The sequence below is a fragment of the Vibrio sp. D173a genome (assembly GCF_030248475.1).
Map to the genome: position 1 here is coordinate 1 of NZ_JAHGAH010000048.1, position 26,926 is coordinate 26,926.

26 protein-coding genes are annotated in these 26,926 nt (G+C 46.3%); 5 read left to right on the forward strand and 21 right to left on the reverse strand.

Annotation, left to right across the window (positions count from 1 at the left end; all coding sequences use genetic code 11):
• Positions 1-146: 146 nt before the first annotated feature.
• The 9 genes from KIV40_RS05875 to htpX form a co-directional block, all read right to left on the reverse strand.
• Positions 147-665 carry a DUF3833 domain-containing protein gene (locus KIV40_RS05875; RefSeq protein WP_010646133.1) on the reverse strand — a complete coding sequence of 173 codons (519 nt, stop codon included), beginning with the start codon at positions 663-665 and terminating at the stop codon, positions 147-149.
• A gap of 14 nt (positions 666-679) precedes the next feature.
• On the reverse strand, positions 680-1,276 hold the full coding sequence (locus KIV40_RS05880) for a chalcone isomerase family protein (RefSeq protein WP_285348223.1): 597 nt from the start codon (positions 1,274-1,276) through the stop codon (positions 680-682).
• Positions 1,233-1,748 (reverse strand): DUF2878 domain-containing protein, encoded by a 516-nt coding sequence (locus KIV40_RS05885; RefSeq protein WP_038889521.1) that lies wholly within the window; start codon positions 1,746-1,748, stop codon positions 1,233-1,235. The genes KIV40_RS05880 and KIV40_RS05885 overlap by 44 nt, the downstream gene beginning before the upstream one ends.
• 6 nt (positions 1,749-1,754) lie before the next feature.
• Positions 1,755-3,011 carry a cyclopropane-fatty-acyl-phospholipid synthase family protein gene (locus KIV40_RS05890; RefSeq protein ID WP_285348224.1) on the reverse strand — a complete coding sequence of 419 codons (1,257 nt, stop codon included), beginning with the start codon at positions 3,009-3,011 and terminating at the stop codon, positions 1,755-1,757.
• Entirely contained in the window at positions 3,005-3,826 is an 822-nt protein-coding gene (locus KIV40_RS05895) for a DUF1365 family protein (protein ID WP_285348225.1), read from the reverse strand. The genes KIV40_RS05890 and KIV40_RS05895 overlap by 7 nt, the downstream gene beginning before the upstream one ends.
• A gap of 1 nt (position 3,827) precedes the next feature.
• Positions 3,828-5,138: an NAD(P)/FAD-dependent oxidoreductase gene (locus KIV40_RS05900; RefSeq protein ID WP_285348226.1), complete on the reverse strand. Its 1,311-nt coding sequence runs from the start codon at positions 5,136-5,138 to the stop codon at positions 3,828-3,830.
• A gap of 12 nt (positions 5,139-5,150) precedes the next feature.
• Positions 5,151-5,876 carry an SDR family oxidoreductase gene (locus tag KIV40_RS05905; RefSeq protein ID WP_285348227.1) on the reverse strand — a complete coding sequence of 242 codons (726 nt, stop codon included), beginning with the start codon at positions 5,874-5,876 and terminating at the stop codon, positions 5,151-5,153.
• Entirely contained in the window at positions 5,873-6,292 is a 420-nt protein-coding gene (locus tag KIV40_RS05910) for a nuclear transport factor 2 family protein (protein WP_005528838.1), read from the reverse strand. The genes KIV40_RS05905 and KIV40_RS05910 overlap by 4 nt, the downstream gene beginning before the upstream one ends.
• Before the next feature lie 231 nt (positions 6,293-6,523).
• Positions 6,524-7,393, reverse strand: coding sequence for a protease HtpX (gene htpX, locus KIV40_RS05915; RefSeq protein ID WP_285348228.1), 870 nt, complete (start codon positions 7,391-7,393; stop codon positions 6,524-6,526).
• A gap of 359 nt (positions 7,394-7,752) precedes the next feature.
• On the opposite strand from htpX, the gene KIV40_RS05920 reads away from it, so the two are divergent.
• Entirely contained in the window at positions 7,753-7,908 is a 156-nt protein-coding gene (locus tag KIV40_RS05920; protein WP_285348229.1) for a hypothetical protein, read from the forward strand.
• A gap of 108 nt (positions 7,909-8,016) precedes the next feature.
• On the opposite strand, the gene bioD is transcribed toward KIV40_RS05920, so the two are convergent.
• From bioD to bioB, 4 genes are read right to left on the reverse strand one after another with little or no spacing between them, the layout of a single operon-like run.
• On the reverse strand, positions 8,017-8,700 hold the full coding sequence (bioD, locus tag KIV40_RS05925; RefSeq protein WP_285348231.1) for a dethiobiotin synthase: 684 nt from the start codon (positions 8,698-8,700) through the stop codon (positions 8,017-8,019).
• Entirely contained in the window at positions 8,697-9,518 is an 822-nt protein-coding gene (bioC, locus tag KIV40_RS05930) for a malonyl-ACP O-methyltransferase BioC (protein WP_285348232.1), read from the reverse strand. The genes bioD and bioC overlap by 4 nt, the downstream gene beginning before the upstream one ends.
• On the reverse strand, positions 9,518-10,669 hold the full coding sequence (bioF, locus tag KIV40_RS05935; RefSeq protein WP_285348234.1) for an 8-amino-7-oxononanoate synthase: 1,152 nt from the start codon (positions 10,667-10,669) through the stop codon (positions 9,518-9,520). Before bioF ends, bioC begins: the two co-directional genes overlap by 1 nt.
• Positions 10,656-11,708, reverse strand: a complete 1,053-nt coding sequence (gene bioB, locus KIV40_RS05940) for a biotin synthase BioB (protein ID WP_285348236.1) — start codon at positions 11,706-11,708, stop codon at positions 10,656-10,658. Before bioB ends, bioF begins: the two co-directional genes overlap by 14 nt.
• Positions 11,709-11,838: 130 nt before the next feature.
• Between bioB and bioA the strand changes: the two genes are divergently transcribed.
• Positions 11,839-13,116, forward strand: a complete 1,278-nt coding sequence (gene bioA / locus KIV40_RS05945; protein ID WP_285348237.1) for an adenosylmethionine--8-amino-7-oxononanoate transaminase — start codon at positions 11,839-11,841, stop codon at positions 13,114-13,116.
• Positions 13,117-13,255: 139 nt separating this feature from the next.
• Here bioA and KIV40_RS05950 read toward each other — a convergent pair whose 3' ends face one another.
• The 6 genes from KIV40_RS05950 to lrp form a co-directional block, all read right to left on the reverse strand.
• Positions 13,256-13,522 carry a DksA/TraR family C4-type zinc finger protein gene (locus KIV40_RS05950; RefSeq protein WP_012127608.1) on the reverse strand — a complete coding sequence of 89 codons (267 nt, stop codon included), beginning with the start codon at positions 13,520-13,522 and terminating at the stop codon, positions 13,256-13,258.
• A gap of 195 nt (positions 13,523-13,717) precedes the next feature.
• The gene (gene serS, locus KIV40_RS05955) at positions 13,718-15,025 is read right to left on the reverse strand and encodes a serine--tRNA ligase (protein WP_012127605.1); all 1,308 of its coding nucleotides are present in this window, start codon (positions 15,023-15,025) and stop codon (positions 13,718-13,720) included.
• A 92-nt stretch (positions 15,026-15,117) separates the two neighbouring features.
• Positions 15,118-16,473, reverse strand: a complete 1,356-nt coding sequence (locus KIV40_RS05960; protein ID WP_012127604.1) for a replication-associated recombination protein A — start codon at positions 16,471-16,473, stop codon at positions 15,118-15,120.
• Positions 16,474-17,100 (reverse strand): outer membrane lipoprotein chaperone LolA, encoded by a 627-nt coding sequence (gene lolA / locus KIV40_RS05965; RefSeq protein WP_012127603.1) that lies wholly within the window; start codon positions 17,098-17,100, stop codon positions 16,474-16,476.
• Between the two features lie 61 nt (positions 17,101-17,161).
• A complete protein-coding gene (locus KIV40_RS05970; RefSeq protein ID WP_285348238.1) occupies positions 17,162-20,494 on the reverse strand; it encodes a DNA translocase FtsK 4TM domain-containing protein in 3,333 nt (1,110 codons plus the stop codon).
• A gap of 152 nt (positions 20,495-20,646) precedes the next feature.
• Complete coding sequence (gene lrp, locus KIV40_RS05975; protein ID WP_005528862.1) at positions 20,647-21,141, reverse strand: leucine-responsive transcriptional regulator Lrp; 495 nt, start codon at positions 21,139-21,141, stop codon at positions 20,647-20,649.
• A 156-nt stretch (positions 21,142-21,297) separates the two neighbouring features.
• Here lrp and ald point away from each other — a divergent pair, with 156 nt between their 5' ends.
• Positions 21,298-22,422, forward strand: coding sequence for an alanine dehydrogenase (gene ald, locus KIV40_RS05980; protein ID WP_012127601.1), 1,125 nt, complete (start codon positions 21,298-21,300; stop codon positions 22,420-22,422).
• Positions 22,423-22,514: 92 nt separating this feature from the next.
• Here the strand turns inward: ald and KIV40_RS05985 are convergent, their stop codons facing one another.
• Complete coding sequence (locus tag KIV40_RS05985; RefSeq protein ID WP_285348239.1) at positions 22,515-23,711, reverse strand: methyltransferase; 1,197 nt, start codon at positions 23,709-23,711, stop codon at positions 22,515-22,517.
• 53 nt (positions 23,712-23,764) lie between these two features.
• Entirely contained in the window at positions 23,765-24,739 is a 975-nt protein-coding gene (cysB, locus tag KIV40_RS05990) for an HTH-type transcriptional regulator CysB (RefSeq protein WP_285348240.1), read from the reverse strand.
• Positions 24,740-25,077: 338 nt separating this feature from the next.
• Here cysB and KIV40_RS05995 point away from each other — a divergent pair, with 338 nt between their 5' ends.
• Both KIV40_RS05995 and KIV40_RS06000 read left to right on the forward strand, forming a co-directional pair.
• Positions 25,078-25,842, forward strand: coding sequence for a hypothetical protein (locus tag KIV40_RS05995; RefSeq protein ID WP_012127598.1), 765 nt, complete (start codon positions 25,078-25,080; stop codon positions 25,840-25,842).
• 126 nt (positions 25,843-25,968) lie between these two features.
• A complete protein-coding gene (locus tag KIV40_RS06000; protein ID WP_021017812.1) occupies positions 25,969-26,748 on the forward strand; it encodes a tRNA isopentenyl-2-thiomethyl-A-37 hydroxylase MiaE in 780 nt (259 codons plus the stop codon).
• Positions 26,749-26,926 lie beyond the last annotated feature (178 nt).

Below are 26,926 nucleotides of genomic sequence, written 5' to 3' on the forward strand. Positions count from 1 at the left end.
ATAAGGGATAAGGGATAAGGCTCGGTTATAGCCATTCTAGATGCAACTGCTATCCACACACCAAATTCATCTTCCTTTCGCTAAACTTACCGCGCCTCAATCTCGACTCCTAAAGCGAAGCGCTCCCGCATCTCGTTTCTTTATTTCTATTGCCTCTGGAAGAAAAGAGTAATCGTCCCTACCTCAACCCCAAACTTCTTAATCTTGGTAAGGTTAAACACGTGCATATCATCCTGGCGGTACAACCAATCATCGAACGACACCGTGATGGTTGAATCATCCATTTTCAGCTCGAAGTCGTATTGCCATTGCAGCGCATTACCCATCTCTTTACCGGTGGCAACACCAATAATATCGTCCGCTTTGCCTTTATAGGTGCCGTCTTCGAGTTTAGTAATGACCCATATACGCTGGTCGAGCTCGCCATCATCAAAGACAAAGTCTTCCACCAGTGTTAGTTCATTACCTTCAACCGTCCCGACAATGTCGACTTCAAATCGGCGAGTTTGTTTCTCAGTGTAGTCCTGCACCATTCCCCAAGCCTTGACGTCACCTTCGAAGTAGCCAAACAGGTCAAAGGCTGGTGATGCCGCTTGATAGTTATCAATATCAGCAGAGCATGCGCTAAGAAGTGTTACCGCAGCAATCACTGGTGCTTTGAGTATTCTTTTTAATAATTTCAATACCTTACCTTCCCTATCAGTTGTTTACGAAGTTTAGGAAACTCTGTTTTCGGTGATAACCAAATCGAAAGAAAGGCATCATTAAGCCGCTCATCTTTCACATATCCGACGGTTTGATACGGTTCACTCCCGGCTTTGCGATAAATAAGCTGACCATTTGTACCATCAGTGAGGTAAGTCAACTCATCGCCTTTCTTAATATCAGGGAACATAGTGTTCAGTTCAGAAATCCACTGCTGACGATAAGCTTGTGTAAATCCTAGTTTCTGCCACTGTTCATCCGTCACATCGAGCAGCTGCTCTTTGCTAATATCACGCTGATAGTTAATCTCTAAAGCAAAAGGGTGGGGAGAAACGTCATTAGACACCATATACTGTCCATCGGGAGCTTTAAGGCGGGACTTGTAGATATCAAAAACAAACCAAGTGAGTTGAGCTTCGCCGACCGTTTGCCACTGTTGCCAATTGCTAGTGGTTATTGTCTCACTCGAACCCACCACATTTTGAGCTTGCAAAGGCACCGCACAGAACAGGGAGGCAGCAATTACACTACTGGTCAGCTTCCGTTTCCAATTTCTCTTCAAGCTTTTCATTTCCGTACACCTTGAGTATCAAAAGCATCATTGCACACCATTCGACGAACAAGATCGTAAGCGTGACGCCAACGCTAAATCCAAATTCAACGGCTTGGAGTTTGTAGCCAGCAAAGTAGCTCGCTGTCCCTCCTATACCGCCCACTATTGATACGTAGGTTTTTGGGAAACGGTACAAAATTGACTTGAGTTGGTAGGCATACCAAGAGAACAAAACCCACAAGCAAACAAGCCAGATTGGCAACCAAGTGGTTGGGAATATAAAGACGGAAAATTGCTTGTTGAGGGTGTCTAGCACCAAACCAACGGATACAATCGTGGTGATATTCTTGAGAGCAGAAGGCTCTACTCTCCAGCAGTATACAAGGGTAAGCAACGTGAGCACGAAAGTCAGCCACTGCCATTGATAGGTTCCAAGCACTGCGGCAAACCAGCAGAGTTGGAACCATGTCGATGCAACAAACACTCTCATAGCGAACTACGGACGCTGAAACGTCATGTGAACGGCACTGATCGTGCGAGCTAAGAAGCCACCCTCACAATAGCTCAAGTAATAACGCCACATGCGCACGAAGCGATCGTCGTAACCAAACGAGCGCACTTCACTCTCGGTTTGATTAAAGCGATGATGCCACTCATTAAGCGTTTTGGCGTAATCAAGCCCGATATCGAACAGATCTCGCGTAACCAAGTCACTGTATTTGGTCGTTGCTTGAGTGAGGGATGTGACTGAAGGCAAAAAGCCTCCTGGGAAAATGTACTTCTGAATAAAATCGACATTGTTGCTGTAATAATCATAGCGCTGGTCGGCAATGGTAATCGCTTGAATCGCCATCAAGCCTCCCGACTTCAACAAGGATTCACACTTCTTGATGTACGAAGGCAGGAATTGTTTACCCACTGCTTCAATCATCTCTATAGAAACCAGCTTGTCATAGGTTCCCTTTAGATTGCGATAATCCTCTTTAAGCAAAGTGACTTTACCTTCTAAGCCACGCTCTTTGATCTTCTGTTCGGCGTAAGCGTGCTGCTCTTCAGAAATGGTTGTCGTCGTCACTTGACAACCATATTGCTCAGCCATATAAATTGCCATTGCACCCCAGCCGGTGCCAATTTCGATGACATGATCACTAGCTTTCAGCTCAAGTTGCTGACACAGGCGATCCATTTTGTTGATTTGTGCCTGTTCTAATGAATCATCCGCTTCGTTGTACAACGCTGACGAATACAGCATGTTGGTATCAAGGAATGCTTCATACAGGTTGTTACCCAAATCGTAGTGAGCATGGATATTCTTACGGGAGTTTTCTTGGGAGTTACGGTTGCTCCAATGGCTAAACTTATAAAGCAGTTTTGTTAGCCAGCTGCCCTGCTCTTCGAGCTTATCCAGTGCACGCATGTTAAGAGCCATCAGCTTCATCAGTGCCGTCAGATCTGGGCTATCCCACCAGCCGTCCATGTAAGCTTCACCTGCTGCAATACTGCCGCCTTGTAAAATACGAGAGTAGAAGCCCGGATGCTTGACCTCAATCGTCGCCGCAACTGGTTCACCATTATATTCTCCATTTGGCGTAGAGAACCTCTCACTGCGTTCTGTCGTTTCTGTTTTGAAGCTCTCAATAACCGTTAAGCAGCCGATTTCCATCTTTTGAAGACACTGAAATAGAACTCCACGAGCCGCTTTTTGCGTCGTCGTCAATTCACGTGGCATTGCCATAGAAGTTGTATTTAACATGCAGAGTTCTCCTTGTGCTTATTATTCTTTTCGTCTTTACTCACCGGCTCGGTTCCCGTCTTTTTTGGTTGAGCATATTTAGGGTGTGAGTAAAAAGGCGCGCCTTTAATCCAAAGTTTTAGAGCGTGCCAGTAAATACCAACCATGACTTTTACCGTTTGAATCGGCGTAACGATCAAGCACTTCAATAAGGTTTTACTTGAAAGTGGCTGAGCTTTCATCGCCATGGTGGCATCAAAATGTTTTTCACCTTTGTGGCATTCAAGATGGATATTCAACTTGTCTGTCAAAGGTTTGATTTTCCAATGGTAGCGTTGGTCGATTGGATTAAACGGCGAGACATGAAACGCTTTGTCTTGCTCCCAACCAAAATTTTCATCCTGTTCGTTTGCCGCTATCACGTAATAATGACGTTCATTCCAAGGGGTGTTGCTGACCTCTGCCAGCAGGTACTTCCACTCGCCCTCCTTGTCATAAACGTAGTAGAAATTAACCGGACTGAAATAGAGCCCTAAGTAACGTAGGTGACAAACGGCAACCACTTTTCCCGTCAAACGAACACCTGTTAGCGCTTCCAGTTTGTCTTGAACGGCTGACTTAATGCATCCTTTACCACCAATGTAATCACTGCGCTTAAAACGTGCCCAATGCCACCAGCGTGACCCAAAGCCCCAAACATTTTTCTCCAGCGCCTCGAGTTCATCTACGTCGATGGCTGGCATGAATATGGAGTAATTCAACTCATGACTCACAGGCGTGAATCGACGGTGGCGAACATTGCCTATAAACAATCGGCTGTTCATCTGGCTACTCATATCACGCCGCGCCTTTTTCAAAAGGCACCACTTTTTGCTCGCGGTATTTTTCTTCTAGCCCTTGAACAACATCAAGCGCGCTACGAACACCATCTTCATGGAAGCCGTTGTACCAATAGGCACCACAGAACCATGTACTCTGTTTGCCTTGGACTTCATCTTTTCGTTGCTGTGCGGCAATAGACTCCGTGGTAAATACAGGATGATGGTAAGTGAATGAGCGTAGAATCTTGTTTGGGTTGATTTTTTTCGTACTGTTCAACGTGACACAGAAAGTATGCTCAGACTGGATGTGTTGCAGTATGTTCATGTTATAAGTCAGAGAAGGAAGACGCTCTTGCTCTTCTTGACTGCCATCGAGTAGGTAATTCCATGCAGCCCAAGCCGCCTTGCGTTTTGGCAACAGGCCAATATCTGTATGCAACACGACTTCGTTTGCTTGGTATGCCATATCGCCTAGGATTTCTTGCTCGGTAGAGCTTATGTCGCCCAGCATTCGCATTGCTTGATCACTGTGGCAAGCGAAGATAACGTCATCAAACCAGTGCGTCTCACCATGAACTTCAATACCAACACCGTTATCAGTACGGATGACTTTTTCGACTGGGCTGTTAAGACGAATATTATCGGCAAAACCTTTGGTCAACGGTCCAATGTAAGAACGTGAGCCGCCTTTTATCACATACCATTGCGGACGGTTTGTGATATCTAACAATCCGTGGTTGAGGAAGAATCGCAAGAAGAACATTAACGGGAATGCGCGCATGTCTGCCAAGGTCGATGACCAGATTGCAGCACCCATTGGTAATATGTAGTTATCAGTAAAAAATGGACTGAAGTCGTGTTCGTCAAGAAACTCACCCAGCGTCTGAGAATCTGTCGATTTCTCGTTAGCAAAGCTTTTCGCCAGTTTGTTAAAACGAAGGATCTCTGAGATAAAGCGGTAGAATTTTGGGTTTGCCCAGTTTCGTTTTTGAGCAAACAATGTCGACACGGTGTGACCGTTGTACTCCAATCCATTACCGTCGTTTCTGACGCTGAAGCTCATTTGGGTCGGCAAACCTTCGACACCAATTTCGTTCATCATTTTGATGAAGTTTGGGTAAGTCCGGTCGTTGTAAACAATAAAGCCGGTATCGATCGCGTACTCTTTTCCGTCAACTCTCACGTCAACAGTCGCCGTATGCCCGCCTATGTAGTCGTTCGCCTCGAACAACGTTACGTCATGTTCTTTATGCAAGTAATAGCCACATGTGAGACCAGAAATCCCGGTACCAACAATGGCGATTTTCTTTCTTCCTGCAACGTTCATGCTTCTTCCTTCTTATGATACGAGTTTTGCGGTTAGCCGTGCTTGCCAGCTGTAGGGAAGCAGCGAGATAAAGCGCAAAATGCCAGTGAATCTCGCTGGGAAATAGATATGGCTTTTGTTTGCATCCAACTGTTTACGGATGGCAGTAGAAGCCTGCTTTGCCGACACAATCATCGGCATATCAAAAGTGTTTTTGTCAGTGAGAGGCGTTTCAACAAAACCAGGGAAAACTGTGACGACTTTGATCCCTTTCTTTTTTAAGTCGACTGCCAGCGTGCGTGCAAAATAACTCACTGCAGCTTTGGAGGCGCCGTAAGCCTCTGCACGAGGAAGTGCGACTTCCGATGCAATGGACCCAACAATTACGACGCGATGACCACGTTCAAAGCGAGGCTGACAAGCTTCAACACAATTAGCTACGCCAACCACATTCACGTTCATAACGCGCGCCATGAGTTTCGCGTCAACAACGCCGTCATCCATGTATTCGCAGTCGCCAGCGTTGAAAATCCAGTTTTCAGGAATAAAAGGCAATTCAGACAGTGTTTGGAGCGTTTCCTCATACTGCGTCACATCAAAACGTAAGGTTGAGATGTTCTTCGACGCGTCCACAAGCTCTGTCAACACGGCCTGATTGCGTCCGCAGGCAATCACCTTCCAACCCGCATTTGCGTAGTCCAATGCAAGTTGTCGACCGATCCCCGAGGTCGCACCTGTAATCAGTACCGAACCGCTCATTGCCCTAGCCTCTGTTTAATGGTTCTAACCACAGAGCCAAGCAGCGGCAGATTTTCGTAGAGCATTTCGCCCAAATCGAAATAATCTCGGTGATAAATAACCTGCCCATCGCGGAACTTGAGATGTGAGACGCCATTTACCGAGATAGGCGCGCCTTTTTGAAGTTTCGGGTGTTGTAGATCCATCGTCCACGTGAGGAAGCCAGTTTCCCCGGCTTGTTGATGGTCATGAATAACGAAGTCACAACGAATGACATTAGTATAAAGTGATTGAAAGTAATCTGATAACGCAGGCCACCCTTCTAAACGATGAGCGGCGTCTTCAAACACCACGTCTTGGTGATAAACCCCTTCGAGCAAATGCAAATTCGCCTTACTCAACTTTTGATAAATGTTGCCAACTGACTGAATGTCCATTCTTTCACTCCCATACCGCTTCAACAGTTGTACAAAAATATTATATGTACAAGATAGACTAATCGAGAAAAGTTGTACAAAAATATTTTTGTATAACTTTGTTTCTGTAAAGTGATACGTGACGAAATCCACTAGCGATCAATGGGCACAAAAAAAGGCTTGGTCAAAAAACCAAGCCTTTTCAGGATATTAAATTTAGTTACTGAACAATTAGTCCAGCCTATTTGACGATTAGTATTGTTGGCTACGTAGTGCCGAAATACGCTTGTCTAGCGGTGGGTGGCTCATTAGAAGCTCAGTCATCGAACGCTTACCGTTGATACCAAATGCCATCATTTTGCCATCCAGTTGCGATTCGTGACTCATTTTCAAACGCTCTAGCGCAGCAATCATCTTCTCTTTACCCACTAGCTGGGCTGCACCAGCATCTGCATGGAATTCACGGTGACGGCTATACCACATAGTTAGGAAGCTTGCTAGGAAGCCAAATACCAACTCAAGCACCATAGACACACCAAAGTAAACCATCATGTTGGTGCCTTGGCCTTCCTCATCGTCGTTAGAAGCAACGATGTTGGCAATGAAACGTGATAGGAAGATAACGAAGGTGTTCACCACACCTTGCATTAGCGTCATGGTAACCATGTCACCATTCGCAATGTGACTCACTTCGTGCGCTAGTACCGCTTCTGCTTCATCGCGAGTCATGTTGTGTAGAAGGCCTGTAGAAACAGCAACCAATGAATCGTCACGCTTTGCGCCTGTTGCGAATGCGTTGATGTCTGCCGCTTCGTAAATCGCGACCGTTGGCATACCAATACCCGCTTGCTGAGCTTGGCGACCAACTGTTTCAAGAAGCCAGTGCTCTGTCTCGTTACGAGGACTTTCGATGACCATGCCACCCACAGAGCGCAGTGCCATGCCTTTCGACATCATTAGTGAGATAAACGCGCCACCAAAACCAAACACGGCGGCCATGACAAGTAGACCAGACAGACTGCCTGGCTGCATTCCAGTTACAGCGTAAACAATATTCAGAACAACACTAAGCACTAGCACGACCGCTAGGTTAGTTGCTAGGAATAACATAATTCGCTTCATTACTTTTCTCCGGGGAAGCTTATCGTTTTTTCAAAACGGATTATTATATAGAACAGGTTTTTTATAAGTAACAGAACGCTTAGAAAGCTAGTCCCGCTTAGTTTCGTGCTCCGTTGCGTTATAGATATAGTCTATCCGCGATAAAAACAAGGTTAAGCAATAAATTGCAACATTTGTTTTCGAGACTGAAATAATACAAACATTTTACCCGCTTAAAAACAGCATCTTAGCGCCAGTATAGACTTTGGTCTTATTGTGCGACTATCTGTACGTGCTAGATTCAGCTTAGATGAACGAAACGGGGCGAGCTTTAAGGACAATAAAGCAGTTCCAAACTTCCATGTCTTGAGGGAAAAATCATGGTTGAAACTAACGACTATCAAATGGCTATCGATCTACTTTGTTGTCATCTAGGTATCTCAGAGGATGAGGCAAAACAACAACTTGGTATTTCAACTGACGCTCACATGTCAAAGCGCGTTGCTGAAACACAGCAAGCTTTAGATGGGGCTTAGCCAAGAAAAATAAACTAAGCGTCGGATCTTACGATTAGACACAAAAGTTTACACGAGAAAAGGGCTGCATTGCGCAGCCCTTTTTGTATTTATCGAATCGCGAAGCCTTTACGCGTTTAGCAACGGCTCAACGTTAATGTATTTGCCTAGATCTTTACGCTTCGCACTTGGAATGTATGGGATCTCACCAAGTTTTGGAGCATCTAAACGATCTTCCAGCATATCGATGATCTCTGCATAGTGCTCTGTGCCTGGGTTAACACGGTTCGCTACCCAGCCAACGAGATTCAAACCATCTGCTTTGATGATCTCTGCCGTTAACAGTGCGTGGCTCAAACACCCCAGCTTGATACCGACAACCAGAACTACCGGAAGCTGTTCTTGCTGTACCCATGTCGACAGGCTGTCTGTATCAGATACAGGCACACGCCAACCACCAGCACCTTCCACAAGAACAATGTCAGATTGCTTTTTATGGTGAGCCAATTTTTCGCTCAGTACTTCGTATTTAATTTCTACATGTTCGTGCTTAGCGGCGATGTGAGGAGAAGCGGGTAATTCCAAAGCGTATGGGTTTACATCGTCGTACGCGATATCTAGTGTTGCCGCTTTCTGCAGATGCAATGCATCCGAGTTACGCCAACCTTCCGCCGTCTTGTCGCTTCCCGCAGCCACTGGCTTGTAACCAATGGTGTTAAGCCCTTTCGCGCCAAGTGCTTGTAAAATAGCTTTAGACGCTACCGTTTTTCCTACATCAGTATCCGTACCAGCAATAAAAAATGCATCAATCATTTAACTATGACTCCAAAACAAACCTGATAACTTGCAGGTAGAAGACCTTGATCGTTTCTAAATGCTTGGTACTCGCGCTCAACTTGCAACAAGGTGCGACGACTCGTCAGACCATGTGAGCGCCCGCTTACGTGATTTGCACCAATGCCTTTAAGATCACGCATGACAGAAAACGCTGAATCGTACCAAACTGTGATGGGGGTCAAGTCTAGATGATGGTTGTGGCACCGAGATTGCGCTAACGCAATTTTTACCTGATTGTGGGTAATAAAGTTATTCACGTGTTGATATGTATCAATTTTTGACCACGCCTCTCGCAACTCATAAAGTGAGCCATCGGTTAATGTTGAGAAACACCCCGTCCCTCCTACCTTTAAGACGCGACGAATCTCTCTTAACGGGTAACTTAAATCTGCACACCATTGCAAAGCCAAACTTGAAAAAACGTAATCGAAGCTCTCATCATCAAATGGCAAGTTTTCGGCATCAGCTATTTGGTACTGCATTTGCCGTGTACCACAACGCTGCTGCGCTTTATCTAACATAGCTTGAGAGATATCGCCGCAAATCACTTCTGCGCCACGTTGTTGGAACAGTTGAGAGAAGTAGCCTGTACCACACCCCAAATCTAAGACGCGTTTTCCCGTTAAGTTTTCAGGAAATTTATCAAGCATGCGATGTCCAACATCACGCTGAAACGCCGAGTGTTTGTCGTACGTTTCTGCTGCTTTTCCAAATGAGGAAGCAATCGCGTCTTTGTCTTGATAGAAACTCTCCAATGCGGCCGTTTCTGCTAAAGCGGTGGTTGCATTATCCATTACAGCGCTCCTAATGCTTGCTTCAATGCCATTGAAAGCGTTTTAACTTGCTCATTGGTGTGATTGGCTGTGAGCGTAATTCGAAGACGAGATGTTCCTTTAGGTACCGTCGGTGGACGAATAGCAGTCACCCAAATGCCGTTCTGTCGACAAGCACTTGCAACCTGCAAAGCCAGTTCAGATTCACCAATCATAAAGGGCTTAATCGAGGTTTGGGTTTCGACAAAACCGTCGAGATCTTGAAGACCATCTCGATATACTTCATTTAATTCCGTAAGCTTTTCGCGTCGCCAAGACTGCTCTTGAATCATCGAGACTGCATGAGTCAACGCATACGCTTGTGCTGGCGGTATCGCTGTGGAATACACATGGTGACGAGCAAACTGAGTTAAAAAGTCCCCCGTTGCGTGGTCACATAAGATAGCCGCGCCGGACATACCGAAAGCTTTGCCAAAAGTAACGATCAACAACTCAGGCTTAACTTTAGCCAGCTCGCAAGAACCACCGCCGGATTCACCAAGGACACCAATACCGTGTGCATCATCGACGGCGAACCAAGCATCGTGGCTGCTTGTAACTTCTGCGATATCAGCAAGTGGTGCACAATCCCCGTCCATACTGAATACCCCTTCAGTTACGACCAGGTGATTGTCTTCGCTACTCAGCAGTGATTTTAGATGCGCGATGTCATTGTGCTTGAAGCGCTTCATTTTAGCTGGCGACAATATCCCTGCCTCCATCAAAGAAGCATGGTTCAAACGGTCTTGAATGAGTACGTCTGATTTTTCTAGCAAGGTGAATAACAACGCTTGATTGGCACTGAATCCAGAACCAAACAGGATTGCCCGTTCATAACCCAGCCATTCGGTCAATGCAGCTTCTAAATTACTGTGCGCCGCACTAAAGCCTGTCACCATTGGAGAGGCGCCGCTACCACTGCCGTATACACTCAAGCCTTGTTGCCAAGCACGAACAAGCGCTTGGTCATTGGCCAAGCCTAAGTAGTCGTTACTTGAGAAGTTGATGTAGCGTCTGCCTTCGTATTCCAAAATCGATTGGTTGCCGGAAAACACCACACTCATCGAACGATTCAGTCCCTGCGCTTTACGGTCAGCAAGGGCGGACTCGATACGAGATTTAAACGCTGGCATCGTAGAAAAGGTCGTCTTTTGTTGGACGAGCAGCAACACGCTCTACAACGCGATCCAGCAACTCGTTTTCTTCGATTTCATCAGGTTTTTGAGACACTTCTTGGCTGTTAATGCCGAGCTTATTGAACAGCATCATGTCTTTATCTTCAGAAGGGTTTGGAGTCGTCAGAAGTTTGCAGCCATAGAAGACTGAGTTCGCACCCGCCATAAAACACAGCGCTTGCATTTGTTCGTTCATGTTTTCACGGCCAGCCGATAGACGAACCGCTGATTGAGGCATCATGATGCGTGCAATCGCAATCAAGCGAATGAAATCGAATGGCTCAACATCGTCTACCTCTTCCAGTGGTGTGCCTTTCACCTTAACCAACATGTTGATTGGCACGCTTTCAGGATGCACTGGCAAGTTAGCTAATTCAACCAACAAGCCCGCTCGGTCATTGGCACTCTCACCCATACCGATAATGCCACCAGAACAAATCTTCATGCCGGCATCACGAACGTGAGACAAGGTATCTAAACGGTCTTGATAGGTACGTGTGGTAATGATGTTGCCGTAGAACTCAGGTGAAGTATCTAGATTGTGGTTGTAGTAATCCAAACCTGCAGTTGCCAGTTGCTTTGCTTGATCTGGTGTCAACATGCCTAACGTCATACACGTTTCTAAACCCATGCCTTTTACGCCTTTGATCATGTCGGTCAAGTGCGGCATATCACGCTCTTTAGGGTTCTTCCACGCTGCGCCCATACAGAATCGAGTAGAACCCGCGTTTTTCGCTTTTTGCGCAGCGTCGAGTACGCGTTCTACTTCCATCAGACGCTCTTTTTCTATGTCTGTGGTGTAACGAGCACTCTGAGGACAGTACTTACAATCTTCCGGACAAGCACCTGTCTTAATCGAAAGAAGCGTGCTTACTTGAACATGGTTGGTTTGTTGGTATTGACGATGAACAAGCTGTGCTTCGAATAGCAGATCCATGAACGGCTTTTCCATGAGATCGCGCACTTCAGCATGCGCCCAGTTATGACGAACTTCCACGTGTATTCCTTTAGTCACTTTTTTTGTTGTGTTGACAGTCTACTGAGTCTCGATAAACTGTCAACACAACACTAAACAACAAAGTTTACATCCGTTTATTTTTTAATCTTAATTACTATTGGAATAGCACATGGATCTCGCCTTCGACCGCCAGCACATCTGGCATCCCTACACTTCGACGTTGACACCTCTGACCTGCTACCCAGTGGCATCGGCAAGTGGTGTCCACATTAAATTGGAAGACGGGACAGAGCTTGTCGATGGTATGTCTTCTTGGTGGTCAACGATCCACGGCTACAACCACCCGCACTTAAATCAAGCGGCTCACCAGCAAATCGACCAGGTGTCGCATATAATGTTCGGCGGGATAACCCACCAGCCAGCAATCAGTTTGTGTAAGAAGTTATTGTCCCTTGCACCAAGCAACCTTGAACATGTCTTTCTCGCTGATTCTGGCTCCGTTGCCGTAGAAGTCAGCTTGAAGATGGCACTGCAATATTGGCATGCGAAGGGCGAACGCCGACCGAAGTTTCTGACTTTGCGACACGGTTATCACGGCGACACCTTTGCGGCTATGTCGGTCACCGATCCTGATAATTCCATGCACTCTCTCTACAAAGGTTTTTTGCCTGAGCATATCTTTGCCCAGTCACCTACTTGTGGCTATTGGGATGAATGGAAGCCGGAAGATCTTGCTGACTTTGAGCACAAGATTGAAACACATCATCAAGAACTCGCTGCGGTGATCCTAGAGCCTATCGTTCAAGGCGCAGGCGGTATGCGTATCTACCATCCAGAATTTCTCACAGGTGTGCGTAGGCTTTGTGACAAATACGGCTTGTTATTGATTGCAGATGAAATCGCAACCGGATTTGGGCGTACCGGCAAATTGTTTGCCTGCGAACATGCAGACATTCAACCAGACATTTTGTGTGTTGGTAAAGCACTCACTGGCGGTTATATGACCCTCTCTGCGACCCTAGCGAGCAAACACGTCGCGGATACTGTTTGTGGTGGTGATGCTGGTTGTTTCATGCATGGCCCAACCTTTATGGGTAACCCGCTCGCCTGCGCCGTGGCCACCGCAAGTTTAGAATTGATAGAACAAGGCAACTGGCAGCAACAAACCCAGCAAATTGAAACGTTGTTTTCTGAACTACTGCCAAAACTGGAAAAATACGACTTGGTTAAAAACACCCGTTGGTTGGGTGCCATTGGCGTTGTAGAAACACACCGCCCAGTGAATATGGAAACCATCCAAGCACTGTTTGTTGAGCACGGTGTTTGGATTCGTCCATTTGGCAAACTGATTTATATGATGCCGCCATTTATTAGCAAGCCGGAAGATATTGAGAAGCTAGTTAACGCAATTGATGCTGCGCTTCAACGTCAAGATTGCTTCGCTTAATGCGTTCTCATTAAATTTAAAGAATATTTAAAAAATAAAAACAAGAACGGTTTGAGTATACCACTCAAACCGTTTTTACTATTTAGAGCAATATTATTAAGCGTCGTACCGATAATCTAAATGCCACTCCGAAACATGATTAGCGTAATTGGCTATCTTTACTTGCTCGTCGATTAAATAACGCTTGGCGTTGAGACACCAATTCGATTGTTGACTGACATTCGATACATAAACGAACGCCTTTCATGGCTATTCGACGCGCTTCAGGAATTTCATCTCCGCATTCATCACAATAATGAGCACTTTCGCCCTGTTTGATATTGCCACGAACACGGGAAATCTCGTCGTCGATGGTATGTTGAATTTGTTGGCTGACGCTATCGTCGTTTGCCCACCCTACGGCCATAAGCCCTCCTCGTTACTTGAATGAGAAAATCTACTTACCGTGGTAAGGTGGATGATTATATCGATTACAAATAACAAGATAATTAGGGTAAATTCGAAAACACTATTACGATTCGGTAATAATTAATTTTCACTCGACGCAGATAACAAAAACCCAGCACTGAGGCTGGGTTTTGGTGTTCTAGTGGTTAACGAATTAACCGATGTGCGTTGCGCCTGCCATGTACTTCTGAAGTACTGTAGGGATAGCAATGCGGCCGTCTGCTTCTTGGTTGTTTTCTAGGATAGCAACCATTGTACGACCTACAGCTAGACCAGAACCGTTTAGCGTGTGTACAAGCTCAGGTTTCTTCTCGCCTTTACGACGGAAACGCGCTTGCATACGACGAGCTTGGAAATCCCACATGTTAGAACATGAAGAGATCTCACGGTAAGTTTCTTGAGCAGGAACCCAAACTTCTAGGTCGTAAGTTTTACGAGCGCCGAAGCCCATGTCACCTGTACATAGAACCACTTTACGGTAAGGAAGTTCTAGAAGTTGTAGAACTTTCTCAGCGTGACCTGTTAGCTCTTCTAGCGCGTTCATTGAATCTTCTGGCTTAGTGATTTGTACTAGCTCAACTTTGTCGAACTGGTGCATACGAATCAGACCACGAGTATCACGACCGTAAGAACCTGCTTCAGAACGGAAACATGGCGTGTGAGCTGTCATCTTAATTGGTAGATCCGCTTCGTCAGAAATCGTGTCACGAACTAGGTTCGTTACTGGCACTTCTGCAGTAGGGATTAGAGACAGTTTACGTGGCTCTTCGTCGTTTACTTTTTCTACTAGCGGCTCAGTGTGGAAAAGGTCTTTACCAAACTTAGGAAGCTGACCAGTACCGAATAGGCTGTCAGAGTTTACTAGGTAAGGTACGTACATTTCTGTGTAGCCGTGCTCTTCAGTGTGAAGATCCAGCATGAACTGAGCGATTGCACGGTGTAAACGAGCAAATTGGCCTTTCATCACGATGAAACGTGCGCCAGTGATTTTAACTGCGCTTGCGAAGTCTAGACCGCCACCCATTTCGCCTAGGTCAACGTGGTCTTTTAGTTCGAAGTCGTAAGTCTTAGGCTCACCCCAACGAGAGATTTCAACGTTGTCGTTTTCATCTTTACCATCTGGCACTTCATCATCAGGGATGTTTGGTACAGAAAGTGTGAATTCGTCTAGTTGAGCCATTACTTGCTCAAGTTCAACTTTCTTCGCATCAAGATCGCTACCTAGAGTACCGATTTGTTTCTTGATCTCTTCTGCGCCTTCTTTGTCGCCAGCCGCCATTTTTTGGCCGATTTGCTTGGAGATGGAGTTACGCGTGGATTGTAAATTTTCTACTTCTACTTGAATGGACTTACGTTGTTCTTCAAGTTTACGAATAGTCTCTACGTCTAGCTTAAAGCCACGACGCGCCAGTTTAGCAGCTGTTTCATCCAGCTCTGTACGAAGTAATTTAGAATCCAGCATTGTTAATCCTATGCTTTTTGTTGTGAAATCACGCGCACTTTCCAAGGCGTGCGCGTTAAAAAAATTTACTGAACAAATGTATCCAAAAACGCCTACTTTTCATAGCGCTTTTGTGGGCTATTTGCGTCTAAAGTAGCCAAGTAATCTAACTTTTCGCCGATTTTGGTCTCTAGACCACGATTTGTCGGCTGATAGTACCTACGATCACCCATTTCAGGCGGCAAATATTGCTCACCTGCGGCGTAAGCGCCAGGCTCATCGTGCGCGTAACGATACTCTGCCCCATAACCCATGTCTTTCATCAAACTGGTCGGTGCATTTCGAAGGTGATGCGGCACTTCATATTCAGGCAAGTTATGAGCATCTGTGAGCGCTTGTTTCCACGCCACGTATACCGCATTACTTTTTGGCGCACATGCTAAGTACACGATCGCTTGTGCAATCGCACGCTCACCTTCTGCCGGGCCAACACGGGTAAAGCAATCCCAAGCGGAAAGTGCCACTTGCATTGCGCGAGGGTCAGCATTACCTACATCTTCAGAAGCGATCGCCAATAAGCGTCGAGCAATGTACAAAGGGTCGCAACCTGCTGCAATCATACGTGCAGCCCAGTAAAGCGCGGCATCAGGGTTAGAGCCACGAATCGACTTGTGTACAGCAGAGATTAAGTCGTACCAAATATCGCCTTTGTTATCGAAGCGAGAGACCTTCTCCCCTGCGACTTCCGCAAGCAACTTAAGCGTGATTTCTTTTTCGCCCTTCGCATTATCCTCTGCCATATCATAGAGCAGCTCAAGGTAGTTGAGAGACATGCGAGCATCACCGTTTACCAGTTCTGCTAGGCGGTCTAATACGTTATCAACGAAGTGTGCAGGCGTATTACCCAGCCCACGCTCTTTGTCACTGATCGCTTGATTCAGCGCCAGTGAGATTTCATCTTTATCGAGAGACGTTAACTTGTACACACGCGCACGTGACAGCAATGCGTTGTTTAACTCAAACGATGGATTTTCTGTCGTCGCACCAATAAAGGTAACGGTGCCATCTTCGATATGCGGTAAAAACGCGTCTTGCTGAGATTTGTTGAAGCGATGCACCTCATCCACAAATAAGATGGTGCGGCGACCCGCCATTTTATTCTCACGCGCTTTCTCGATTGCAGCACGAATTTCTTTCACGCCAGACGTCACCGCAGACACACGCTCAACTTCTGCATTGGCATAGTTTGCCGCCACTTCTGCCAACGTCGTCTTACCTGTGCCTGGCGGTCCCCAAAGGATCATAGAGTGAATATGACCCGCCTCTAACGCACGGCGTAGTGGCTTACCAGGACCTAAAATATGCTGCTGACCGATGTACTGTTCAATCGTTTCCGGTCTCATACGAGCAGCAAGGGGACGAAAATCTTCGTCCCCCGAGAAATCTAATGTGTAATTGCTCACTACCAATTAATTCCTTTGGTCATCCACTTCCACGCCATTAGGAATAGTGAATGTGAATCTGTCTGCTTTTGGTTTTCCAAGCTTCACGTTATTAAAGGTAAACAAGCCTTTCTGACCGTCTTGTTCAACCACGTTGAAGCCTTTCACCACACCTTTGGCGTCAATATTAATCTGAAATTGGCCCTGTGTGGAGTCTACCGCGGTAGGAATAAGCGTGAACTGGTCACCCTTTTGGGAGATCTTGTAATTATCCCAATCACTTGCGCGGTTACGTGTTAACAAAACAAATGGCGTTTGCTCTGTTGCTTGTTCTTGCCAGTAGATACTCACTTGCTCGATGAACGGGCTGTAGTACCACAATGTTTTACCGTCAGAAACCAATAGGTTTTCATCAGGGGATGTTGTGCTCCAACGGAACAGGCTTGGGCGAGCGATTTCAACCGTGCCTTCCCCTTCCATCACTGTTTCGCCTTCAGGGCTGATAACTTGCTGAGAGAAGTCCGCACTGAAGCCACCGTTCATCGATAGGCGTTTGTTTAATTCATCTTTAGGAGACGCGGCGTGTGCAGTAGAGAAGAGAGAAAAGCTTAAAACAAGCGCAGAGAAAAGTTTCGCTGAAAATAGTTTTTTCATTCAGATACCTATTGTTAGAACCACTCACCTCAGTTGGACTGAGGTGAGTAACACAAGTTCATTAATCTTTTGGTGGCGCAGGAGCCAGTACTTCACGGTTACCATTATGGCCCGGAGCACTTACGATGCCTTGCGCTTCAAGCTGCTCAACAATTCGAGCCGCTCGGTTGTAACCGATCTTGAATCGACGTTGTACACCAGAAACCGAACCACGACGCGATTGCACTACGTGCTCTACGACTTGATCGAACAATGGATCCACTTCTTCATCCGATTCCATCTGCTCACCCGGAAGCAGACTTTCTGGACCTTGGTCACCACTGATGATCTCATCAATGTAGTTTGGTTTACCACGAGCTTTCCAGTTGTTTACAACCGCGTGAACATCATCATCCGACGCAAACGCACCGTGAACACGGGTCGTATGGCTTGAGCCTGGTGGTAAGTAAAGCATATCACCCATGCCCAACAGCGATTCTGCACCGCCTTGGTCAAGGATAGTACGTGAGTCCGTCTTAGTTGATACGGTGAACGCCACACGTGTTGGAATGTTCGCTTTAATCAGACCGGTAATAACGTCAACCGATGGACGCTGCGTCGCAAGGATCAAGTGAATACCTGCCGCACGCGCTTTTTGCGCCAAGCGTGCAATCAGTTCTTCAACCTTCTTACCAACCACCATCATTAGGTCGGCAAATTCATCGACAACCACAACAATGTAAGGCAGTTTCTCAAGCAACGGCGGCTCAGTGTCCATGCTGTCGCCTTCTTGCCAGAATGGGTCGTGAATTGGGTGACCTGCGTCTGCGGCCATCTTAAGCTTCTCGTTGAAGCCTTTCACGTTACGTACGCCCAATGCCGACATCAGTTTATAACGACGTTCCATCTCGCCCACACACCAACGTAGTGCGTTAGACGCGTCCTTCATGTCCGTTACTACTTCAGAAAGTAGATGAGGAATACCTTCGTAGATTGAAAGCTCCAACATTTTCGGGTCGATCATGATGAAACGCAGATCTTCTGGCGATGCTTTGTAAAGCATACTCAAGATCATCACGTTTACACCTACTGACTTACCAGAACCCGTCGTACCCGCTACCAGTACGTGAGGCATTTTCGCTATATCGGCAATCACCGCTTCACCGGCGATATCTTGACCAAGAACGACCGTTGTTGGTGACGTTGCTTGTTCAAACTGAGGGCTACTGATTACATCAGACAAGAATACCGTCTGACGGCTCATGTTAGGCAACTCTAGACCGACATAAGGTTTGCCCGGAATCACTTCTACTACACGTACCGCCATTGCAGACAGCGCACGTGCCAAGTCCATAGACAAGCCAGAAATGCGGCTTACTTTCACGCCCGGCGCCAAATCAAGCTCGAATCGAGTGATAACAGGACCTGGGTAAATACCGACTACATCAGCTTTAATCTTGTAATCTGCAAGTTTGGTTTCAACCAAACGAGCCACCTCTTCCAGAGCATCACGGTCGATAAAGTTATCGCGCTTCTCTGGGTGGTAAAGCAATTCTAGTGTTGGTAGTGGTTCTGCTGGTACTGGCAAGTTTTGCTCTTGCTGCACCAAGAATGGGTTCTGCTGAGCAGCCACTTTCGCTTGAGCGTTCGATACCAAGTTTTGGAATGCTGCGACATCTTGATCGCCGTCTTGAACCTCTTCTACCTCGGCTTCTTGAGGTGCAGGTTCAAACGTAGCAGAAGGCGCCGGCGCTACCGATTGTGGTTGCGGTGCGACTTGCTGCTGCATAGGTTGTTCTTGTACAGACTGTTGTAGAGGCTGAGAAACGGGTTGTTGCGGCTCTACATAAGTAGGCTGAGCTTGTTGAACAGGCTGCTGCGCTTGGTAGTCATCCTCTTCATCTACAACATCGAAGTTCGAAATAGTTGGCTCGATGTGCTGGCTTGGCTCAGTTTGCTCAACAATGTTATCCAGTGCTGCAGCGTTAATCACAGGCTCTTCGTTTTGAGGCTGTTCTGCGTGTTCCATCGGCGCTTGAACTGGCGCTTGCTCTTGAGCAACTTGCGCCTGTTGAGCCTGCTCTGCTTCGAACTGAGCATACTCATCGTAACTTGGCTCATTATCGTACGATTCCACAACGCTTGATTCAGACTGCACAAACGGTTCTTGCGGCGCTGCCGGTTGATGAGCAGTTTGCTGGCCAACCTCTTGTTGAGCAAAAGCAGGCTGAGGAACCACTTCTTGAGAAACAGGCTGCGTTGCTTCAGGCTGAGCCGCAATAGGAGCAACAGCAGGCTCTTGTGCTTCTTGAACTTGCGGCGCTTCATCAGCCCAATCATCGGCTTGTTGCGCTGCGGCTTCTAATTCTTCAATGGTGACGTTCAGTTGCTTAGTGCGCTCAACCGTTGGGTCAACATTGTCTGTGTTTACGGTACGAACAGGCTCAACAGTTTGAGCTTGCTCTTGGACTTGAGACTGAACTGGAGCCTGAATCGGCGCTGCGTTCACAACTGCCGCTTGTTGCGTTGGCTGCACAATAGGTTGCGCTGATGGCTGCTGTTTCGATTTGTCTACGTTAGATTGCTCTACCGCCGATTGTGGCATGTAGATCGGATATTCATGTGCAGGCGCTTCTTCTTTCGGCTCTTCTACTTCGTAAGCAGTAGGGTGCGGCAGAGGCTCTTCTTCCAACTCCTCTTTACCACGCTTGCTCATCACTCGGTCTTCTGCAAACTCATCCAACTGAGGCTCAAGCGTTTCTTGTTCAGTGCCACGAGCTTTGTTTGTAACAGCGGCAACAGCACCAAGTGCACGATCACCCAGCCACTCAACAATCTTCAACCAAGAAATACCCGTAAATAGAGTAAAACCTGCTCCCCATAGGAAAAGAAGTACAAGCGTTGTACCCAGCACATTCAGTGTAGGTAGAGACAGACTACTTAGCACGTCACCAACAACGCCACCAGACGAGAAGTACCAAATGTCGTCAAAGTTGATATCAGCAAGACCACAACTGGTAAGAATAAGGATAACTAAACCTAATAGACGAGTACCCCACAACATAAGGTCGATAGGATCGTCTGCGGAGCGCTTACGGCAAATCACCCATGCACCTGCCGTCAGCAGGAATGGCAATGGGTACGCGAGGGAACCGAAGGTAAAGAATAGCGTGTCAGCTAACCAAGCGCCGAACAAGCCACCAGCGTTATTGATCTCTCCGCCCCAAGCCGTTTGGGACCAAGACGGATCGGCTGGGCTAAAGGTAAATAGTGCAACGGCCAACAATACCGAGCTAAGAACGCCAACGATAAAGCAGCACTCTTTTAAGCGTTGGAAGCCATTTAGACGTGAAGACTGAGGCTCTTCACTGGTTTTGATAATGGTTTCGACTTTCTTTGCGTTCTCTTTGAACATAAATCAACTTGAATATGGAAATGAATTAGGAATAAGCAAAACATTCCGAGCGGCACAAAGCCGCTCGGTAAATTGATTTAACCATATCAAAGAGAAAAACCCAATTACTCTATGGAGAAAGCGGAAGCATTTACCGCTTTCTTTGCAAGAATTTAACGAGTTTTAATCACAAGCTGGTTAGTTTGCTTCACTTCTTCCATAACGACGTAGGTGCGAGTGTCGTTTACGCCTGGAAGACGCAGTAACGTATCGCCCAGTAGTCGACGGTAAGCACCCATATCAGATACACGTGTCTTTAAAAGATAGTCGAAATCACCTGACACTAGATGACATTCTTGGATGTCGTCTAGTTTTTGAACAGCTGCGTTAAACTGCTCGAACACATCTGGCGCACCACGGTTCAACGTAATTTCTACGAATACCAATAGTGATGCATCTAGGAACTGCGGGTTTAATAGCGCAGTGTACCCTGTGATGTAACCTTGACGCTCTAAGCGACGCACACGCTCCAAACACGGCGTTGGAGATAGTCCTACACGTTTTGAAAGTTCAACGTTCGAAATACGACCGTCTTTCTGCAGTTCATTAAGAATGTTGCGGTCGATACGGTCTAGTTCCTTGGACGGCTTCTTATAGTTCTCTGCCATTTTTTATTCCACCTTATTACTTCCTTGCAAAAAAATATACTACAACTTTTTAATATATGGTGCCAAATATTACAAATCAACATCTATACTAGACATTAATTCGACAATAACACCCTACAAACAGTTAATACAACCATTTTAGAAAGAGGACACAGGATGATCATTGGCGTACCTAAGGAAATCAAGAACCACGAATACCGTGTGGGTATGATCCCAGCTAGCGTGAGAGAACTTATCTCACATGGTCACCAAGTTTTAGTTGAGACCAATGCAGGTGCTGGCATTGGTTTTTCAGACGATGATTACATCGCTGTAGGCGCATCCATTCTTCCTACTGCTACAGACGTGTTTGCGAAAGCAGATATGATTGTAAAAGTAAAAGAACCCCAAGCTGTCGAGCGAGCAATGCTCCGCGAAGGGCAGATTTTATTTACCTATTTACACCTTGCACCAGATTTTCCACAAACTGATGAGCTAATCAAGAGCAAAGCTGTCTGTATAGCGTATGAGACTGTAACAGATAATATGGGTCGTTTGCCACTGTTAGCACCAATGTCAGAAGTGGCAGGTCGGATGTCTATTCAAGCAGGTGCGCAAACGTTGGAAAAATCGCACGGCGGTCGTGGTTTACTACTAGGTGGCGTACCTGGTGTTGAGCCTGCGAAAGTTGTTGTAGTTGGCGGTGGCGTAGTTGGCGCGAACGCAGCTCGTATGGCTGTAGGTCTTCGTGCAGACGTGACTATCCTAGACCGTAACGTAGATACACTACGTAAACTAGACGAAGAATTCCAAGGTCGCGCTAAAGTGGTTTATTCTACTGAAGACGCTATCGAGAAGCATGTTCTAGAAGCAGACCTAGTGATCGGCGCAGTTCTAATCCCAGGTGCAGCAGCACCTAAACTGGTAACAAAAGAGCACATCGCTAAGATGAAGCCAGGCGCGGCGGTAGTTGACGTAGCGATTGACCAAGGTGGTTGTTTCGAAACTTCTCACGCGACAACGCACGCTGAACCAACTTACATCGTTGACGAAGTGGTTCACTACTGTGTAGCAAACATGCCAGGTGCAGTAGCTCGTACTTCAACATTTGCACTGAACAACGCGACGCTTCCATACATCGTGAAGCTAGCAAACAAAGGCTACCGTGAAGCACTTCTAGAAGACAAAGGTTTCCTTGAAGGCCTAAACGTTATCCACGGTAAAGTGACTTGCAAAGAAGTCGCAGAGAGCTTTGACCTAGAATACGTTGAACCAACGCAAGCTATTGCAATGTTCAACTAATGACAAAATAACGCATAAATTGTCACGTTTTGTTTACAAAAGCCCACTGAAAAGTGGGCTTTTTGCATAGAGCATTTAGCTATAAAAAAGATCTAAATCTTATAAGAGCAAATTAAAATGTTTCGAGGTGTGACAGATTTAGCGCAAAACTCTGCCAATCTAACACGATAACCACGTTCTTCAAGATAAAGTGCTTTGTCTAAAGCGAGCCAAATCTCCAACGGACGTTGAAATACCAACTGGACCAGACTCAAACGCTCCATTTGCCAAAAGCGCTGTTCGCTTAACTTTTCAAAATGATCGAAGTCGATTTCTTGCGCAAGATCGATGCCCTTCTGTTCCGCTGCCCAGCGACATAACGATTCAAAGCCATCACTTAATTGCGACTTACGAATGCTTGGCACTGGCTGATATCCTTCCATGTCCAAAGCTTGGCGCGTGATCAAATCAAACCCTAAACGAAACACCATTTCTTGCTGACGATGACGGCGTACACGTTCACCCCCCGTAACAGTTTGCTGCAGCGGAATACGCAGCTCTTGCTTAGACAGCGAGAGAGAAGACGCTCTGCCCTGCTCCGACATCGGCTGATACTGCTCAGACTGAATCAAATGGTAACAACAAGGCGAGATTGTCATCGCAGCAATGCCGTTTTCGCTACCGTACTGCATCAAACGAACATGAAGATCACCACACGCATGCAATGCTACTGCGTGTTGAGTTGGCTTAAACACCGCTTTGGCTTGGCTATTGAACGCATCACCTTGAATAAAAGTCATTTTCCAATGATGCTCATTCGCCGCTTGTTGCCCCGAGTCGCACAGCGCTTGTTGGTATTCAAAACTGGTAACAGGCTGATCGGTTTGCGTTGTCAGGATGCGTCCCAAGTACCCTTTACCTGAACACCACTCTAGCCATTCTTCACCGTGATGATGTTGAATCGCCGCTTCGCCCATAGAACTAATTTGCTCCAACTTACGGCCAGGAATGCCACTGTCTAACCCGCGAGCAAGCTCTAAGCCGTTTAACGCTAGAGGTTCTAAATGCGTCAGTTCAGCGAGCGTTTCAATTTCTGGCAAAAAAGGACTAAGTGCCTGTAAAGCGAGCTCAGGTTCTGCTTTGTATTCTTCGATTTGAGAAGGAGTAAGAGACGCTAACCACTGGCACAACTGAGGATGTTGCGCTTGCCAAGGTAACGATGCGTGAAGGCTGCTTTGAAATGGATCGAATCGCCACAACGATTGATTTTCGATTAAGCAGTCATTAATAAATTGAAATTGCGTTTTCATAGCTCCCCCTACAACGAGCGCATTGTAGAGGGAATCGAAACAGCAATGAAGTGTTATCTAACCGGAAGTTCGATGTCTTTAAACATCTCTTCAATTTCTGAGTTCGACTTCAGTGAAATCGCTTGTTCAACCACAGGACGGGTTAAGTGTGGAGCAAAGCGCTCCATGAAATCGAACATGTAAGAACGCAGGAAGGTACCACGGCGGAAGCCAATGCTTGTGGTACTTGCGCCAAACAAGTGGCTTGCATCAATGGCAACCAAATCGCCGTCTTGGTCTTCATCCACCGCCATGCTCGCAATCACACCAACACCGATGCCCATACGAACATAAGTTTTGATTACGTCGGCATCCGTTGCGGTAAACACCACACGTGGCATCAAACCTTCACGGTTAAATGCGGTATCCAGCTCAGAACGACCAGTAAAGCCAAACACGTAAGTCACCAGCGGATAAGCCGCCAAGTCATGAATCTTGACAACGTCTTTCTTCGCCAATGGATGATCTTTTGGTACCACGATAGAACGATTCCAGTGGTAACAAGGCAACATGATGGCATCTTGGTATAGATGAAGCGCTTCTGTTGCAATCGCAAAGTTCGCCGTGCCTTTGGCAATCGCTTCAGACATTTGTGAAGGCGTACCTTGGTGCATGTGCAGCGATACTTTCGGGTAACGAGCCGTAAAGCCTTTGATTACGTCAGGAAGTGCGTAACGAGCCTGGGTGTGCGTGGTAGAAATGTTCAGCGTGCCCATTTCTGGGTGAGTGTGCTCACCTGCCAAGGCTTTGATGCTTTCCACGCGCGCCAGAATCTCTTGAGAAATTCTCACGATCTCTTCACCGGCCGGTGTCACCTGCGTTAAGTGTTTACCACTTCGTTCGAAGATCTGAATGCCCAGTTCATCTTCCAACAAACGGACTTGTTTACTGATGCCCGGCTGAGAAGTGTAAAGACTCTCTGCTGTCGCAGACACATTCAGATTATGGTTCACAACCTCAACAATATACTTCAGTTGTTGCAGTTTCATCGTAATCCCTTACTCATTGATTGAGATAATAACTTCATACTTATCTTGCCTACTCGCCAGAGTAGATATAATGATTAGTTATAACGTGTTAGCAACTAAATGAACAGTACTTTCTAACTTATAGCTCAAGCTCATAGCTAATCATTTATCTCGCCTTCATATGCACAAAGTTGAACCTTTAAAATCCGCTTTTTTATACAGCTCACCGTATTCTCTGCTTAAATCCGACGGAAAACGTGTTTGGGGCAAAATAATCAAATAAATAGGGTGCCGAGAGAGAGAAGATTCATGTATTCTCTATCGCTAGTCATACAAAAGTTAAAAGCAGACGCAAAGATATGAATACTGGTTTAATAGTCATTTTGGTAGCCGTTCTACTGGTCTTGATCCTTGGGTACAACATCATGTTGCAGTACAAGGTGAAAGTAGAGACCGCGAAAAGACAGGAGTCTGCTCGTTACGTGACACTGATTGACGGTACCGAAGAGCTTATTGGTCACGCTCACCATATTCCTTTCAGCAAGGACCTACTGCTGTGCCTAAACAATCGCATTCTTGATGCTCTTGAAAGCATGCGCGAGCTGGATTCAAAAAACAAACAGCTTGTCCAACGCATCGAGAACATGAAGCAGCAAATTACTCAACTTAAAGAAAGTAATCAAAGCGGCGAAAGTACGACGTTCAAAATGCCAAGCAGCGACAAGCAAGCAATCCTAATGCTAAAACTGGTTAAACGTCTGCGTGATACGGTTCGTAACGAACACAACAAAGGCCGTTTGGATACACAAACTTACGTAACGGAAAATGCGCGTCTGGAAACGATGCAAATCCGCATCAACATCGAGAACGTGATCAAACGTGCGAACGATTCCATTTCCCGCGGTCAGCCTGGCACTGCCCTACAGCTGCTTCGTAAAGGCATCGATGCGCTCAGCACCAAAAACGACGCATACTCGATTCAAGCGAAACAAAAACTTGAAGACATGCTTGGTGACCTAGATAAGAAACGCCAAGACAAAAACGATGCTGAAATGCAGCAACTTGCCGATAAAGAACGTGACAGTGATATGGATGCGCTCTTCGGCGAGAAGAAAAAGTGGTAAACTCTCCACAAGCTTTCCGCCCTATACGATTAAAGGCTGCGTTTGCAGCCTTTTTTGTGTCTTATCCCTTTGAAAAGACGCTGGCTGGATAAACCGAAATTTGAATGTAAAGTATTAAAAATTAAAATGATTAATCTCGACGCCTATCAGGACCTTCTTGCTCCAATTAACCAATTCTTGCAATGCAGCACCCCAGATGAATGGGTTGAGGAAGCAAAGAAGCCTGAAAACCTTCAAACCATTTTATTAGACCATCTACTGTGTGAACTGAAAGCCGGCCAATCCGCGATGTTCCTTATCCGTAAATACGCCGTAGACAAAGCCAGCTCACACGCTCTACTCGATTGGTTCAAACCTTATGAAGACTTCGCGTACCGTAAGACAGGTTCCCTTGAGACTCTGAAAGGTAAGAGCAATATTTCTAAAGCCATCATCGCTAAATCAGACTCGCCTTACAGCCAAGATCTGATCGACAAAATGGTTCTGCTGATCAAAGAAGAGTTACACCACTTCTATCAAGTGCTAGAAATCATGGAAAGCCGTGGCGTGGAATACAAGAACATTCCAGCAAGCCGCTACGCGAAAACGCTAACTTCTGAAATGAAGACGCATGAGCCTGAAACCTTGATTGATAAGCTCATTATCGGAGCCTACATCGAAGCTCGCTCTTGTGAACGTTTTGCAAAACTGGCTCCGCATATGGACGACGACATCGCGAAGTTCTACGTTTCTCTGCTGCGTTCAGAAGCACGCCATTACCAAGATTACTTAATTTTGGCAGAGCAAATCGCAGGCAAAGACATTAGCGAGCGGGTCGCGGAGTTTGGCCGCCTTGAAGCTGAGCTAATTTCGACACCGGATGAAGATTTCAAATTCCACAGTGGCGTTCCAGTGTTAGCGGCATAGGCTGCAGCCCGACGTTAAATACCAAAAAGCCGGACATCGCGTCCGGCTTTTTTCTGGATCTAATCCAGTACTTACTGAAATTCTGTTTTGGAAGAGATTCCCGACTGCGCTCCTTCTTCGCTTTCGGGAGTGACACACTTAAGACATCTCACAACATCGTCACTCGTATCTTCACCCT

Bases quoted from the DNA above. Each gene is read 5' to 3' on its own strand.
- KIV40_RS05880 (WP_285348223.1), bottom strand. From the start codon at position 1,276: ATGAAAAGCTTGAAGAGAAATTGGAAACGGAAGCTGACCAGTAGTGTA.
- KIV40_RS05885 (WP_038889521.1), bottom strand. From the start codon at position 1,748: ATGAGAGTGTTTGTTGCATCGACATGGTTCCAACTCTGCTGGTTTGCC.
- KIV40_RS05890 (WP_285348224.1), bottom strand. From the start codon at position 3,011: ATGTTAAATACAACTTCTATGGCAATGCCACGTGAATTGACGACGACG.
- KIV40_RS05895 (WP_285348225.1), bottom strand. From the start codon at position 3,826: ATGAGTAGCCAGATGAACAGCCGATTGTTTATAGGCAATGTTCGCCAC.
- KIV40_RS05900 (WP_285348226.1), bottom strand. From the start codon at position 5,138: ATGAACGTTGCAGGAAGAAAGAAAATCGCCATTGTTGGTACCGGGATT.
- KIV40_RS05905 (WP_285348227.1), bottom strand. From the start codon at position 5,876: ATGAGCGGTTCGGTACTGATTACAGGTGCGACCTCGGGGATCGGTCGA.
- KIV40_RS05910 (WP_005528838.1), bottom strand. From the start codon at position 6,292: ATGGACATTCAGTCAGTTGGCAACATTTATCAAAAGTTGAGTAAGGCG.
- htpX (WP_285348228.1), bottom strand. From the start codon at position 7,393: ATGAAGCGAATTATGTTATTCCTAGCAACTAACCTAGCGGTCGTGCTA.
- KIV40_RS05920 (WP_285348229.1), top strand. From the start codon at position 7,753: ATGGTTGAAACTAACGACTATCAAATGGCTATCGATCTACTTTGTTGT.
- bioD (WP_285348231.1), bottom strand. From the start codon at position 8,700: ATGATTGATGCATTTTTTATTGCTGGTACGGATACTGATGTAGGAAAA.
- bioC (WP_285348232.1), bottom strand. From the start codon at position 9,518: ATGGATAATGCAACCACCGCTTTAGCAGAAACGGCCGCATTGGAGAGT.
- bioF (WP_285348234.1), bottom strand. From the start codon at position 10,669: ATGCCAGCGTTTAAATCTCGTATCGAGTCCGCCCTTGCTGACCGTAAA.
- bioA (WP_285348237.1), top strand. From the start codon at position 11,839: ATGGATCTCGCCTTCGACCGCCAGCACATCTGGCATCCCTACACTTCG.
- KIV40_RS05950 (WP_012127608.1), bottom strand. From the start codon at position 13,522: ATGGCCGTAGGGTGGGCAAACGACGATAGCGTCAGCCAACAAATTCAA.
- serS (WP_012127605.1), bottom strand. From the start codon at position 15,025: ATGCTGGATTCTAAATTACTTCGTACAGAGCTGGATGAAACAGCTGCT.
- lolA (WP_012127603.1), bottom strand. From the start codon at position 17,100: ATGAAAAAACTATTTTCAGCGAAACTTTTCTCTGCGCTTGTTTTAAGC.
- KIV40_RS05970 (WP_285348238.1), bottom strand. From the start codon at position 20,494: ATGTTCAAAGAGAACGCAAAGAAAGTCGAAACCATTATCAAAACCAGT.
- lrp (WP_005528862.1), bottom strand. From the start codon at position 21,141: ATGGCAGAGAACTATAAGAAGCCGTCCAAGGAACTAGACCGTATCGAC.
- ald (WP_012127601.1), top strand. From the start codon at position 21,298: ATGATCATTGGCGTACCTAAGGAAATCAAGAACCACGAATACCGTGTG.
- KIV40_RS05985 (WP_285348239.1), bottom strand. From the start codon at position 23,711: ATGAAAACGCAATTTCAATTTATTAATGACTGCTTAATCGAAAATCAA.
- cysB (WP_285348240.1), bottom strand. From the start codon at position 24,739: ATGAAACTGCAACAACTGAAGTATATTGTTGAGGTTGTGAACCATAAT.
- KIV40_RS05995 (WP_012127598.1), top strand. From the start codon at position 25,078: ATGAATACTGGTTTAATAGTCATTTTGGTAGCCGTTCTACTGGTCTTG.
- KIV40_RS06000 (WP_021017812.1), top strand. From the start codon at position 25,969: ATGATTAATCTCGACGCCTATCAGGACCTTCTTGCTCCAATTAACCAA.